Annotated in this window: 13 protein-coding genes and 1 other RNA gene; 4 read left to right on the top strand and 10 right to left on the bottom strand. The window is 67.5% G+C overall.

From position 1 onward, the window contains the following. Positions 1 to 57: 57 nt before the first annotated feature. Positions 58 to 1,698, bottom strand: a complete 1,641-nt coding sequence (gene pgm / locus ACQ7HM_RS14715) for a phosphoglucomutase (alpha-D-glucose-1,6-bisphosphate-dependent) (RefSeq protein ID WP_434217002.1) — start codon at positions 1,696 to 1,698, stop codon at positions 58 to 60. A 170-nt stretch (positions 1,699 to 1,868) separates the two neighbouring features. Between pgm and ACQ7HM_RS14710 the strand changes: the two genes are divergently transcribed. Continuing rightward, positions 1,869 to 2,468 (top strand): alpha/beta hydrolase, encoded by a 600-nt coding sequence (locus ACQ7HM_RS14710; protein WP_434217001.1) that lies wholly within the window; start codon positions 1,869 to 1,871, stop codon positions 2,466 to 2,468. A 76-nt stretch (positions 2,469 to 2,544) separates the two neighbouring features. Then, positions 2,545 to 3,936, top strand: a complete 1,392-nt coding sequence (locus ACQ7HM_RS14705; protein ID WP_434217000.1) for an alpha/beta hydrolase — start codon at positions 2,545 to 2,547, stop codon at positions 3,934 to 3,936. Positions 3,937 to 4,019: 83 nt separating this feature from the next. Here the strand turns inward: ACQ7HM_RS14705 and ACQ7HM_RS14700 are convergent, their stop codons facing one another. The 9 genes from ACQ7HM_RS14700 to ACQ7HM_RS14660 form a co-directional block, all read right to left on the bottom strand. Continuing rightward, the gene (locus ACQ7HM_RS14700) at positions 4,020 to 4,868 is read right to left on the bottom strand and encodes an aldo/keto reductase (RefSeq protein ID WP_434216999.1); all 849 of its coding nucleotides are present in this window, start codon (positions 4,866 to 4,868) and stop codon (positions 4,020 to 4,022) included. A gap of 129 nt (positions 4,869 to 4,997) precedes the next feature. Next, positions 4,998 to 5,447 carry a GNAT family N-acetyltransferase gene (locus ACQ7HM_RS14695; RefSeq protein WP_434216998.1) on the bottom strand — a complete coding sequence of 150 codons (450 nt, stop codon included), beginning with the start codon at positions 5,445 to 5,447 and terminating at the stop codon, positions 4,998 to 5,000. A gap of 152 nt (positions 5,448 to 5,599) precedes the next feature. Beyond that, positions 5,600 to 5,968: a transfer-messenger RNA gene (ssrA, locus tag ACQ7HM_RS14690) on the bottom strand. A gap of 93 nt (positions 5,969 to 6,061) precedes the next feature. Then, positions 6,062 to 6,541 carry an SsrA-binding protein SmpB gene (smpB, locus tag ACQ7HM_RS14685; protein ID WP_434216997.1) on the bottom strand — a complete coding sequence of 160 codons (480 nt, stop codon included), beginning with the start codon at positions 6,539 to 6,541 and terminating at the stop codon, positions 6,062 to 6,064. A 274-nt stretch (positions 6,542 to 6,815) separates the two neighbouring features. After that, a complete protein-coding gene (locus ACQ7HM_RS14680; RefSeq protein WP_434216996.1) occupies positions 6,816 to 7,946 on the bottom strand; it encodes a M20/M25/M40 family metallo-hydrolase in 1,131 nt (376 codons plus the stop codon). An 8-nt stretch (positions 7,947 to 7,954) separates the two neighbouring features. Then, positions 7,955 to 8,572, bottom strand: a complete 618-nt coding sequence (locus tag ACQ7HM_RS14675; protein ID WP_434216995.1) for a LysE family translocator — start codon at positions 8,570 to 8,572, stop codon at positions 7,955 to 7,957. Further along, the gene (locus ACQ7HM_RS14670; RefSeq protein ID WP_434216994.1) at positions 8,569 to 9,111 is read right to left on the bottom strand and encodes a YbaK/EbsC family protein; all 543 of its coding nucleotides are present in this window, start codon (positions 9,109 to 9,111) and stop codon (positions 8,569 to 8,571) included. Before ACQ7HM_RS14670 ends, ACQ7HM_RS14675 begins: the two co-directional genes overlap by 4 nt. A gap of 27 nt (positions 9,112 to 9,138) precedes the next feature. Further along, on the bottom strand, positions 9,139 to 9,975 hold the full coding sequence (locus ACQ7HM_RS14665; protein ID WP_434216993.1) for a 2OG-Fe(II) oxygenase: 837 nt from the start codon (positions 9,973 to 9,975) through the stop codon (positions 9,139 to 9,141). A 51-nt stretch (positions 9,976 to 10,026) separates the two neighbouring features. Further along, positions 10,027 to 10,815: a TetR/AcrR family transcriptional regulator gene (locus ACQ7HM_RS14660; RefSeq protein ID WP_434216992.1), complete on the bottom strand. Its 789-nt coding sequence runs from the start codon at positions 10,813 to 10,815 to the stop codon at positions 10,027 to 10,029. Between the two features lie 570 nt (positions 10,816 to 11,385). Here ACQ7HM_RS14660 and ACQ7HM_RS14655 point away from each other — a divergent pair. Both ACQ7HM_RS14655 and ACQ7HM_RS14650 read left to right on the top strand, forming a co-directional pair. Further along, positions 11,386 to 12,231 carry a hypothetical protein gene (locus tag ACQ7HM_RS14655; protein ID WP_434216991.1) on the top strand — a complete coding sequence of 282 codons (846 nt, stop codon included), beginning with the start codon at positions 11,386 to 11,388 and terminating at the stop codon, positions 12,229 to 12,231. After that, positions 12,228 to 13,154 (top strand): hypothetical protein, encoded by a 927-nt coding sequence (locus ACQ7HM_RS14650; protein WP_434216990.1) that lies wholly within the window; start codon positions 12,228 to 12,230, stop codon positions 13,152 to 13,154. The genes ACQ7HM_RS14655 and ACQ7HM_RS14650 overlap by 4 nt, the downstream gene beginning before the upstream one ends. Position 13,155: the final 1 nt, after the last annotated feature.

Raw genomic sequence — 13,155 nt, 5'->3', positions numbered from 1 at the left:
CTGAGTCCTCGCCCGCAGCCGACCGGTACCCGGCCGCGGGGTCGTGCGGTGCGTCGCTCAGGCTTGCAGCACCGAATCGACGAGCGCCTGGGCCTCGGACTGGACGGTGGCCAGATGCTCGGGACCGGTGAAGGATTCGGCGTAGATCTTGTACAGGTCCTCGGTGCCCGACGGTCGTGCGGCGAACCAGGCGTTCTCCGTGACGACCTTCAGTCCGCCGATCGCGGCGCCGTTGCCGGGCGCCTCGGTGAGGATCGCGGTGATCGGTTCACCGGCGAGCGACGTCGCCGACACCTGCGAGGCCGACAACCCCGCGAGCACGGCCTTCTGCGCGCGACTCGCCGGCGCGTCGATCCGCGCGTAGGAGGGGCTGCCGAACTCCTCGACCATCTCGGCATAACGCTGCGAGGGCGTCTTCCCCGTCACCGCCAGGATCTCCGAGGCCAGCAGCGCCATGATGATGCCGTCCTTGTCGGTCGACCACACGCCGCCGTCGCGCTGCAGGAACGAGGCCCCGGCGCTCTCCTCACCACCGAACGCGATGTCACCGGAGATGAGTCCCGGGACGAACCACTTGAACCCGACCGGCACCTCCACGAGGCGCCGACCGATCGACGCGACGACGCGGTCGATCATCGACGAACTCACCAGGGTCTTGCCGACCGCCGCGGAGGGGTTCCAGTCGGGGCGGTGGGTGAACAGGTAGTCGATGGCCACGGCCAGGAAGTGGTTCGGGTTCATCAACCCGCCATCGGGGGTGACGATGCCATGGCGGTCGGCGTCGGCGTCGTTACCGGTGGCGATGTCGTAGGTGTCCCGCACGGCGATGAGCGAGGCCATCGCGTTCGGCGACGAACAGTCCATCCGGATCTTGCCGTCGGTGTCGAGGGTCATGAAACCGAACTGCGGGTCGACCGTCGGGTTGACGACCGTCAACTCGGCCAGGCTGTACATGAAACCGATCTCGGCCCAGTACCCCACCGAGGCGCCACCGAGCGGGTCGGCGCCGATCCGTACGCCCGCCGACCGGATCGCATCCATGTCGACGACCTTCTTGAGGTTGTCGACGTAGGTGGTGCTGTACGGGAACTTCACGACCAGGTCGCCCGCGACCGCGCGTTCGAAGGGCGTTCGTGCGACGGCACCCACCCCCGAGCGCAGCAGTTCGTTCGCGCGGGCGGCGATCTGCGAGGTGATCGTGGAGTCGGCCGGTCCACCGTCGGGCGGGTTGTACTTGAACCCGCCGTCGCGGGGCGGGTTGTGCGACGGCGTCACCACGATGCCGTCGGCGCGCGGACCGGTGCCCGCGTTGTGCACGATGATGGCGTGGCTCAGCGCCGGCGTCGGGGTGTAACGGTCGAGGTCGTCGACCATCACCGTCACCCCCGCCGCGACGAGGACCTCGATCGCGGTGCGCCACGCCGGCCGCGACAGGGCGTGGGTGTCGAGTCCGATGAACAGCGGGCCGTCGATACCCGCGCTGCGCCGGTAGTCGACGATGGCCGCGGTGGTCGCGATGATGTGCGACTCGGTGAACGCGGCGTCGAAACTTGATCCACGGTGACCTGAGGTGCCGAACACGACCTGCTGCAGCGGATCGTCCGGATCGGGCACCGTCGAGTAGTAGGCGTCCTCGAGCGCGTCGATGTCGACGAGATCTTCGGGAAGTGCCGGTGTGCCGGCCCGCTCGTGCGCCATGGGGAGTCTGGTTCCTTCGCTCGTCGTCCGCGCGCGAACACAGCTGCGCTGGCGAGGATTCTGCCAAAGATCGCCACTCGGTAGTGTCGGCACACGGATACTGTCCGGCCAACGACAACCGGTGATGGTTGTGACCGTTCACGGCCGGCGCGCACACGAGGGGGGCGGCGATGACGCCGGAGGCGATCGTCCTGGTGCTGCCGGGAGGCACCGACATCAGTTATGCGCCCTCGTCGTGGCGGTCGCCGTCGGCGCTGCGGATGTATCCCTTCACCGGCTCCGTCGCCGCGCGGTTCGGCCGCCGGGTCGCGGTGCACCAGGTGCGCTACCGGGTCTACGGGTGGAACGGCGGGCAGAACAGCCCCATGCCCTACGCCCGCGCCGCGCTCGAGCGGATGACGCAACGCCATCCGGGTGTCCCCGTCCATCTGATCGGACATTCGATGGGTGGCCGGGTGGGCGCGCAGCTCGCCGACGACGAGCGGGTCCACGGTCTGCTGGCGTTGGCACCGTGGTGGCAGTTCGCCGACTGGCGACGGATCCACGACGGGGTCCGGGTGGTCGCGATGCACGGCACCGCCGACACCCGCACCTATCCGCACCGCACCGAGCGCGGCATCGTCGAACTCCGCGAACGCGGGCTGGACGCGACCTTCATACCGGTTCCCGACGGCGGTCACGCGATGCTCGACCATCTGTTCTGGTGGCAGCGGACCGCCCTCGACTTCGTGTCGCAGGCCCTCGCCGGTCACGACCGCGGCGGGCTGTGATCAGCCCCACCTCGATCGCGGCGTTTCCTTCCCGGATTCACAGCATCCGGTCAGCTGACGGTTGCATCATCATCAGGTGAGTTCTCTTCTCACGGTCGGTGCCGACCGTACGTCGTCGAATGGCGAGGTGACGAGTGTCCTGGCGTGGTCGTACACGCCCCCAGGGCACAGTTCCGGCATCGTGATCCACCTCCTGTCGGGCTGGTTCCCGACCGTCGTCGAGGTCGTGACCGTGGCGGTGGTCCTCGCCGCCATCGGTTGGCGGACCCGTCGCTGGCGCGTGCTGTGGGTACCGGTCGCGGCCGCGGTCGGCGCGGTCGTGGCGGTCATCGTCTATGTCGTCCTCGACGCGCGCGGCCTCTCCCCGGATTCGGCCCCGACGCTGTTCTGGGTGTGGACGGTGGTCGGTTCGGCGGTGCTGATGTTGACCATCATCGGCATCCGCTCGGGCCGGTGGTGGCAGCACGTGTCGATGGCCTTCGCGATCCCGCTCGCCGTGTTCTGCCTGGCCCTGTCGGTCAACCAGTGGTCGGGCTACTACCCCACGCTCGATCGCGCGGTCGCCGGCCTCACCGCGCAGCCGCTGCCGAACGAGACGACGGTGGCCAAGCTCGTCACCTTCCGCAACAAACCGGAGACGGTGAAGACCGGGCGGGTCGTCGCGATCCGCACCCCGAGTTCTGTCAGCCATTTCCATCCGCGGACCGAGTACGTGTACCTGCCCCCGGCCTGGTTCACCGGTGCGACTCCCCCACCCCTGCCCGCGGTGATCATGATCGGCGGTGTGGTGAACACCCCGCAGGACTGGGTGCGCAGCGGCGACGCGCTCGCCATCTCCGATGCCTACGCGCGCGACCACGGCGGTCGCGCACCGATCCTGGTGTTGGTCGACCCGAGCGGCAATCTCACCACCGACACCGAGTGCGTCGACGGCCCGCGCGGCAACGTCGACACCCACATCACCGACGAGGTCCGCCCGTACGTGATCTCGCATTTCGGGGCGGCCTCGGCCGCGCGGAACTGGGCCGTCGTCGGATGGTCTATGGGCGGGACCTGCGCGATCGATCTCGTGGTGCGCCATCCCGAGAAGTTCGCGACCTTCGTCGACATCTCCGGCGACATCGGGCCCAACGTCGGCGACAAGCAGAGCACCATCAACGCTCTCTACGGCGGAGACAGTCGGGCGTGGGATCGCTTCGATCCGGCCACGGTCATGCGCGCCCACGGCCGCTACACCGACGTCGCCGGGTGGTTCCGCTCCGAAGGCCACCGCAGCAGCAAGGACGGCGCGGTTGTCTCGAGTCAGGCCGAGGCGGCGCGAGAACTGTCGGCCATCGCCCGGTCGGTGGGCATCAGCACCTCCGAGCGCTATGCCGTCGGGCCGCACACCTGGGCGTTCGGCGCCCAGTCGTTCGCCGAGGCCCTGCCCTGGCTGCACAACCGGATCGACCCCGGCACCGTCGGCTGACCACCGCTCGTCTGAACGAGAACAGCGCCCCGACGTCGTGACGTCGGGGCGCTGTCGTTCGAGATGGGTCAGTCGGGCATGGGTCAGTCCGGGATGTAGTCGAACGTGTCGGGGTTCGGGCCGGTGCGGCCGTCCTCACCCTTGTCGAGACCGTCGAGCTTCGCGACGTCGTCGGCGGTCAGCTCGAAGTCGAAGATGTCGAAGTTGTCCTTCACCCGCGACTCGGTGACCGACTTCGGGAACACGATGTTGTCGTGCTGCAGGTGCCACCCCAGCGTGACCTGCGCGGTCGACTTGCCGACGCGGTCGGCGATGGCGCTGATCGTCTCGTCGTCGAGGACCTTGCCCTGCGCGATCGGCGACCATGCCTCGGTCGCGATGTTGTGGTCGGCGCCGTACCTCCGTGCCTCGGTGTTGGCGAAGTACGGGTGCACCTCGATCTGGTTCACCGCGGGAACGACGTCGGTCTCGGCCGCGAGGCGGTCGAGGTGCGCGGGCTGGAAGTTGGAGACGCCGATCGACTTCGCGCGTCCCTCCTTCTGGAACTCGATCAGGGTCTTCCACGTGGTGACGAAGTCGCCGTCGTACTGCGTCGGCAGCGGCCAGTGGATGAGGAACAAGTCGACGTGGTCGAGCCCGAGCTTGGACAGGCTCTCGTCGAACGAGCGCTTCGCATCGTCGGGACGGTGGAAACCGTTGTTCAGCTTCGTCGTCACCCAGATGTCGTCGCGAGCGATGCCCGAATCCCGCATGCCCTCGCCGACCTGCTGCTCGTTGCCGTACATCTGCGCCGTGTCGATGTGGCGGTAGCCGGTCTCGAGTGCGAGACGGGTGGCCTTCGCGGTGTCATCCGGCTCGATCTGGAACACACCGAACCCGAGCTGCGGGATGCTGCGTCCGTCGTTGAGGGCAATGGTCGGAACCGAGGTCATGAAGCGTCCTCCTAGTGCGTGGAACTCGGGGATCGAATCTCGAACCCCATGGTTGTGCCAACACGTCGGAGGGGACGCACATTCCGCACCTGCGGGCCGTGGGGTTCCACGGTGGGTGCGACGGAACCGCTAATCCAGGTGGAGCATCATCAGCTCGCCGCCGGCCGGTGCGAACCCGGCCCGCCGGTACAGCGGGATCGACGGGATGGTCGGCGACAGCACCACCTTGCGATATCCCCGCACTCGGGCCGTCGACACGACGTGCCTCACCAGACCTTCCCCGCGGCTCGACCCCCGCGCGTGCGGTGCCACGTAGAGGTGCCCGAGGTAACCCCACCGACCGCCCGACTGCGGACTCGGCATCCGTGTGTACTCGGTGAGCGCCACCATCCCCACCACGTCGGGGCCGCCGGGGGCGTCGATCCGGGTGGTCCACACCGAGCGGATCGGGTCGGCCATCCAGTCGGCGACCGCCTTCACGAAGTCCGGTGAGACCACGGGTTCGAGCGTCGGGTCGGTTTCCCGGGCCCACTGCCAGCGCAGTCGCGCCACGTCCGGGGCCGTTGCGGCGGTGATCACCCAGGGAACTCTAGGCACGGCGACGGACTTCGTCCGGCAGCGAGGTCACCTCCGGCAATGTGCCCGAGGTGGGCCTGTGTTCGGACGATCTCGGTGCACGTGTGCCGGGAAATGCAGAACGGACCAGGACTGCTGTCCTGGTCCGTTCTGTTCGGTGGAGCTGCCGGGAATCGAACCCGGGTCCTTCGTCATGTCAGTAGGGCTTCTCCGTGTGCAGTTCGCTACGCCTCTACTCGGATCTCTCGGTCCCGCGAACAAGCCGAGATGACGATCCCAGTCGCTGTTGGTTGTCCCGTCCGACTCCGCGACCGAGCGCAGACGGTGAGCTCCCTTGATGATGCCGGTACCCGGGGCGGGAGCACACCCGGGCCGACAGACCAGCACTCGCTCAGGCGGCGAGGGCGTAGTCGCGCTGATTGGAATCGGCGCTTAATTGGTTGCGATGACGCTCACGGTGGTCTCTCGCCTGCACCGACACGCTTCCCCTACATAGATGAACCAAGTCGAAACCGTTCAGCCCCGTAGGTGTCCGCTCCTGACGCAGCGAACATCTCATCCTAACAACCGTCACCGACGAATTCATTCCGATTTCATCGCGGGCCGGGCCGCGCGTTCTAACCCGGCATGCCCTTCACGCGGCGGCCGAGTTCGCGGGTGACCTCGCGAGCGGCGGTGCGTTCGGCGATCGCGCGTCGCTTGTCGTGGGCCTGCTTGCCCTGCGCGAGCGCGAGTTCGACCTTCACCTTGCCGTCGTTGAAATACATCGACAGCGGCACGAGGGTGAGGTTCCCGGTCTGGATCTTCCCGGTCAGTCCGTCGATCTCGCGGCGGTGCAGGAGCAGTTTGCGGTTACGGCGCACCGCGTGGTTCGTCCACGACCCGTTGCCGTACTCGGCGATGTGCAGGCCACGCAGCCACACCTCACCGTTGTCGATGGTCGCGAAGGCGTCGACGAGCGATGCCTTGCCCTCACGCAGGCTCTTCACCTCGGTGCCGAGCAGTGCGACACCGGCCTCGTAGGTGTCGATGATGAGGTAGTTGTGGCGCGCCTTGCGGTTGGTCGCGATGGCCCTGCGGCCCTTCTCCTTCGCCATGTCCTCACCTCTTCCGCCGACATTTGGTACGTGCCGTGTCGCGTATGTCGTGGTCGCATCGACCGAGTAGCCAGCCTACGACTCTCCCCGTGCCGGGGGTAATCGTCATCGCACCGTCGTGGCTGGGCATGGGGACAACGCACACGGGCGACCGATCCTTCCCTCCCGGACCGCCGGTGCGACTCGTCGTCGCTGCAGTCGCCGAGAGTGATGCGGTCAACCCGCGTCGGGGCTACCCCTGTCTCCGACACGAGACCGATCGTCCCGGTCGCGGTCAGGCCTCCAGCCACGCCGACAGACGATCGAGGGCCGCGACGCACGTCTCGATCTGCGCGATCTCGATGTATTCGTCGACCGTGTGCGCCTGGTCGATGCTGCCCGGCCCCCACAGGACGGTGGGCACTCCGAGTCGCTGGAAGATCCCGGCTTCGGTCCCGTATCGAACCGACCCGGCCGTGGTCTCGTCTGGCGACAACACGGCGATCAGCTCCGACACCACCCTGTCCGATCGGTCGGGCGCGGCTGCGGTCAGCGGCGGGACCCGCACAACCGTGTGGATCTCGGCGCCCGCTTGCGGGTGTTGAGCCCGCAGATCGGTGTCGACGCACGCGACCGCCCGACTCACCATCGCCTCGATCTCGCTTTCGACCGAGGAGCTGTCGCAGCGGAGTTCCATCGCCATGGTGCACGCGTCAGGCACAACGTTCTCTGCGGTCCCGCCGTTGATCGACGTCACCGTGACCGTGGCCCGGTCGGCGTTCTCTCGCGCGATCGACGTCAGCGCAGACAGCAGTGCGACGGCACCGTGTACGGCGTTGACCCCCAGCGCCGGATCGGAGGTGTGTGCGCCGACGCCGCGCACCGTCGTCGACCATCGTGTGCACCCACGGTGACTTGTCGCCACCTCGCATCCCGTCGGCTCGCCGACCACGCAGACCCGCGGGGCCAACTGTTCGATGTGCGGCGCAATGGCATGTGCCCCTGCGCATCCCGTCTCCTCGTCGTGGGTCAGCAAGAAATGCACAGGCCATCGCGGCCTGACGTGTGCGAACCGGGTGAGCCAGGCTGCCACGATCCCGCAGAAGGCTTTCATGTCCGCGGCCCCGCGTCCGATGATCCGCCCGTCCGCGATCGAGGCATCAAAAGGAGTTGCGGTCCACACCGCCGGCGCCGCGGGCACGACGTCGACGTGTCCGGACAGGAGGATCCCGCCGGTGGTCGCGCCATCCCGCCCCGGCACCGTCGCGATCAGATTGGCCTTCTGCGGATCGGTCGGGAACACCGTTGCCGAGACGCCGTGTTCATCGAGATAGTCGTGCACGAAGTCGAGGCAGTCGAGGTTCGACCGGCTGCTCGTCGTGTCGAATCCGATGAGGGATCTGATGACGTCGATGCTCTCGGCCATGACAGTCGTCATAGTGCCAGCGCGGCCATGCCCGCTCCCACCGCCACGAACACCAGGCAGGCGACCGTGTCGACGACTGTTGCCATCCGGTCGTATCGCGCGGCGAAGCCGCGGAACGATGCGGCGACCGCGACCCCGGTGAACCATGCGATGGCCATGGCCACCATGACCGCGAGAACGATCACGTAGTCGACGAAAGACGTTCGTTCGCCTATGAACTGGGCGAACAGCGCACCGAAGAAGACCAGCGCCTTCGGGTTCGCGATGTTCGTGACGAGACCTCGCGTGAACGATCCACCCGCGCGGTTCGACATCGCGTCGGGGCTCGGCTCGGAGGTGTTCCCGCGACTGCGGAAGATCTGCCATCCACCGACGCATCCGATCGCGACGAGCAGACAGCCGCCGACGATCTCGAGCGCACGTGAGATCGACGGGTTGCCGGCAACAACTGCCGACAACCCGAGCATCGCGACGACGATCCACACCGAGATCCCCGCGACCACCCCGAAGGCGGTGATGATCCCTGCCCGCCGCGAGTCGACGATCGATTGGCGTACCACCATCACGACGTCGGGGCCGGGCGAGACCAGGGCAACCGCCCACAACCCGACGAGACCGATACTCATGTCGCCGAATCCGCGGGCGACACAGCCAGTCCCGGCAGAATCCTGGCTCCGAGGTGTTCGACGATCGCCCGCGGGGAGACCGCGATCTTCACATCGCGTACACCGCCGCCGACGATCACCCACTCCTGCGCGAGCAGCTCATCGGCGATGAAGACCGGCACATCGGCAGGCCGCCCCATCGGGGTGATGGCGCCGAATTCCATTCCGGTGACCGCCGCTGCCGCCTCCGGCCGCGCGAACGACGTCTTGCCGCCCATCTCACGCTGGATCACCTTGGTCACGAGCCGGAGCGTCGCAGGAACCAGGGCCATGGCATATCGCCGATTCTCACCCTTGCCCGACGCCGTCACCAGGCAGTTCGCACAGCACGAGAGCGGTACGTGATACCGCCGCGCGAACTCGTCGGTGTCCGACGAATCCGGATCCACGACAAAGGCTCGGGAGCCGGTACGCACCACGTCACGTTCGACTGCTGGTTCCAGCCGTCCGACGAAGTCGTCGGCGCCGAGTAGTTCAGCACCCGGCACGGTCACGGTCATCGATTCACCCTCCGTGTCGTCGGACATTCAGGACCACATGATCATTCGACCGACGGCAGTGATGCCCAGGAAGAAGGACAGCGTCACTCGCCTGCCACCGGTGGACGACTCGACGCGGTGATAGTTCCGCGGGTCGAACAGAACGGCGTCGCCGGGTGCGGGCAGCACCGAGACCGTCGGCTCTCCGTCGACGACGCTGGACGAGTACCCGTACCCCTCACGCGACCCCTCGTCCTCGGGGCGCCAGCGCCGTCGGTACACCGTCGCCTCGCCACCGGTCTCGGGCATGCTGAGGTGGCAGTTGAAGGCCAGCTGGATGATGGGTGTCTCATCGAGAACTCCAGGGAACTCGCGCACGACCTCGTCGAAATGGATTCGCGCGCCCTGGTTTATCTCGCGGAGCATGCCGGCGAACAACTGGCGGCCGTCGACGGTGGCGGCGGTGACGCCGCCCGGCCATGCGGCCCTGATCGACCTCGTCGCACGGTCGAGTGGGTCGTCGTCGGACAGTGAGCGTCGCGTGCGGTGCGACTCCGCGGCGTGCTCCCAATAGTCGTCGGACAGCCCGTCGTCGAAGTAGTAGTCGTACGCCGCCGGACCGAGTTTCGCGATCCGGGGCCGAACCACCGTCTCGTCGTAGGATCCCATGTCGCAGGTCGCGAGCCGGTCGAGCAGGGACGAGCAGTAATCGGCGGGAAAGAAGTCGCGCACGCGAAGGACCGCCGTCGTTCCCGAGGCCAGGTCGACGAGGTCGCGGTACGTCAACCGTGGGGCGGTGCGCGCCTCGAACAAGGTGTGCACGGGCGTGGCCACACCTTCGGCGGAGGTCGTGTCCGCGGTCGGCGCGCTCAATGTCGTTGTCACGATGGCTTCTCCTGGTGATCGGATGATCTGGATCTGACGGGTGATCGAGCGTTATCCGGCGTCGGAACGCCGCAGAGGATGATCGGAGCCCGGGAGCGCGTCGAGAGCGACGGAACGCCACTGCGACGTCGTCGCGGCGACGATCGCGGTGGCGTGATCCCAGATGGCCTCGGTGTCGCACTCGAGGTTCTCGACGAGCCCCAGGTCGGCGAGCTGAACGGCGATCGCGTGCAGCATGTCTTCGCCACGAGCGGCCTCCGACCATCGGAATTCGCGCCCGAGCGCCGCGAAGTTCCCGAATCCGGACACCAGGGCCCGCGCGATGTCGGTTCGACGGATCACGGTCGCCTCCGGAAGGCGCGAGCCGGTGCCCTGCCGCATGAACCCGACGACGGTTGCGCGGACCTGCCCCTCCAGCGCGAGCAGCGCCGCGTCCTTCGCCTCCGACGGCTGCGCCTCGCGCATGCGGTGGATCGTCGCGAGCTTCCAGATCACCGGATTGCTGATGCTGTGCTGGAGATACGCCGACAGGATCAAGATCTTTCGCGCATCGGCGCTCAGTTCCACCTCCGCACATGCACCGAAGTAGCTGAGCTGCATCGCGGAGTTGATGCACGCCACGGCACTCCAGAGCTCGTCCACCGACGCGAAGTGGTTGTACCAGGTCGCTTTCGAGTAGTCGCTGCGTTCGGCCAGGTTGGCCAGAGTTGCGTGCGCCGCCCCGTGATCGGCGACGTAGGCCAGGAATTGCTCGATGAAGTCGAGATGTCGTTCCCGGATGCGGAGCTGGATGCGCGGTACCCGTACACCCGATGCGTCCGTCTCGGATCCTTCGCGCACGGACTCTGTATCGCTGACTGAATCTGACACTCCGTCAGTTTCACCATGGGACGCCGACCTGTCAAGGAGTTACGCGATGAACTGCACAAAAGCCGCGGTCGAGCGTGCATGGGCGCAACCCGATGATCGCCTTTTCTGACGAAATGTCATATCCTGACGATCAGTCACATTTGTTGTGGGGACCAGTCGAAGGGATACACGGTGACGGTGCTGGTGATCGATGATTCGTCGAGTGGTGCAGATCTGGTGCGCGCGCTGACCGCCCGCGGCGAACCGGTACAGGTCTATCGGGTCAGCGATCCGTTCGTGCTCCGCACAGGGGACTCGTGCCCGCCGATTCCCGACGACCTGTCTCGGATGTGTGCACGGCAACCCCCGCGCCTGGTGGTGGCCGGATCAGAGCAGGGCGTGAGCCTCGCCGACGTTGTCGCTCACCGACTCGGTCTGCCGCACAACAGGATCGAGCTTGCACACGCTCGGCGAAACAAGACCGAGATGATGCGCGCGCTGGCACGGCGGTCGGTGCCCTGCCCGAGGTCGGTCGAGATCACGGCATCTGGTGGTGCGGCCGTGAGGGATGCGCTCACCGGGATCCCGTTCCCGATCGTCGTCAAGCCGTCCACGAGCGGCGGGTCGGACATGTGCGCGATCTGCGACGACCTCGACTCCGCCGTCGCACAGGTGAATCGGATCATCGGGGCCACCAGCCTCCTCGGGCACATCAACATCGGGGCCACCGCGCAGGAGTATCTCCGCGGGCCACAGCTGTTCGTCAACACCGTGTCCGCCGAAGGCCGCCACCTCGTGACAGAGGTGTTCGAGTACACGCTCGACGAGTCGACCACCACGCCGACCATCCGCGCCGCCCACACGATCGACCCACGATGCGACGACGCCGAACGCGCGGTCGAGTACGTGCTGTCATGCCTCGATGCTCTCGGTGTCAGATTCGGCGCGGGCCACACCGAGGTGCGGATGACGACGGCCGGGCCGCGGCTCGTCGAGTTCAACGGGCGCATGATGGGCCCGTCCATCCCGGCCGACATCTATGGCGAGATTCGCGGGTACAGCCAGGCCGACGTGTTCGCCGAGGTGATTCGATGCGGATCGGTCGAGGAGGTGACCATCCCAGCCGGCCGACACGACGAGTTGGGCTGGTACATGCTCAGTGCAGACGTCTCCGGGACCATCCGGTCGGTGGACGCAACCCCGATCAGGGCGGTACCGGGGGTGGTGGCCGTAGGGGGACTTCCCCCGGCCGGAGCCACCGTCAGCGTCGACAACAGAGTGACCACCGGCAGTCTCGGGATGGTCTGGTTCCGCGCCGCCGACGCCCGCGCCGCACGCGGGATCGTCGAGGAGATCGCCACGCTGGAAGCGGCGGGCACCGTCTTCGACATCGAGGCCGCGGCGTGACAGGTCGGTCGCGGACGCCGGGCCCGGCCACCGTGGTACTCGCCGCGGTCGTCGGTCAGGGCGTGGGGAATTCGGTGGTGGGCAACAGTGTGACGCCGCGCCTGTCGGTGTGCGTCGTCTTCATCGCGTTCGCGCTCGCAGCCATCGTCGGATGCATCACCCGCGCGTGCGGGCAGTCGTCGACCGGACGGGCGAGCCGGCGCGACGTCTTCCTGATCAACGTCTACTCCGCAGGCGCGTTCGGGCTGTTCTATGTCTCGACCACGATGGCACTCCCGACCGCGATGACCGTCGTCGAGACATCGATGGCGCCTGTGGTTCTCGGCCTGATGGCGCTGTCGAGAACCCGGACGGGCCGTCGTCGCCACAGCGCGCTCGCCGCCTACGTCATCGCCGTCGGCTCGGCCATGGTGGTGGCGGTGGTCGCCGACTCGCACCGAGGAGACGCGATTCTCGGATGCACCATGGCGGCGATCGCGGGCGGGTGCGCCCTCGGTGTGCTGACCACGACCACACGGATGACCCGGCACGGGGCGACGACCGCGTATGTGAACTCCGTACGCTTCCATGGCTGCTGGGCAACCGCGGCCGCGCTGCTCGTGGCTCGTCCGGGCGGCGTCCCGACCGATCTGCACGCAGGCGTTGCACTCGTCCTCACGTCCGCGCTCTGCGTCACCGTGCCGATAGTCGCTCTCCAATACGGCATCGCGCGCGCGCCGATACATGTCTCGGCCGGGTTGATCTCGGCGCTTCCCGCGGTCGTCCTCGCCACAGATGCCGGTTTCGGGGCCGCGGACATCCTGGCGACGGGACCGGTGGCCGCAGCCACCGTCGCGTCCGTTCTCGCCACCCGGGCGCAGCTCCGCACGCGCCGCGAGGAGCCGGGACGTCCCCGTGTCGACGATTCCGCCGGGAGCCGCTGAC

The organism is Williamsia sp. MIQD14 (assembly GCF_051025635.1).
Lineage (GTDB): Bacteria > Actinomycetota > Actinomycetes > Mycobacteriales > Mycobacteriaceae > Williamsia_A.
Note: the sequence above shows the minus strand (reverse complement) of the source record. Positions and strands in the feature narration are given on the sequence as shown.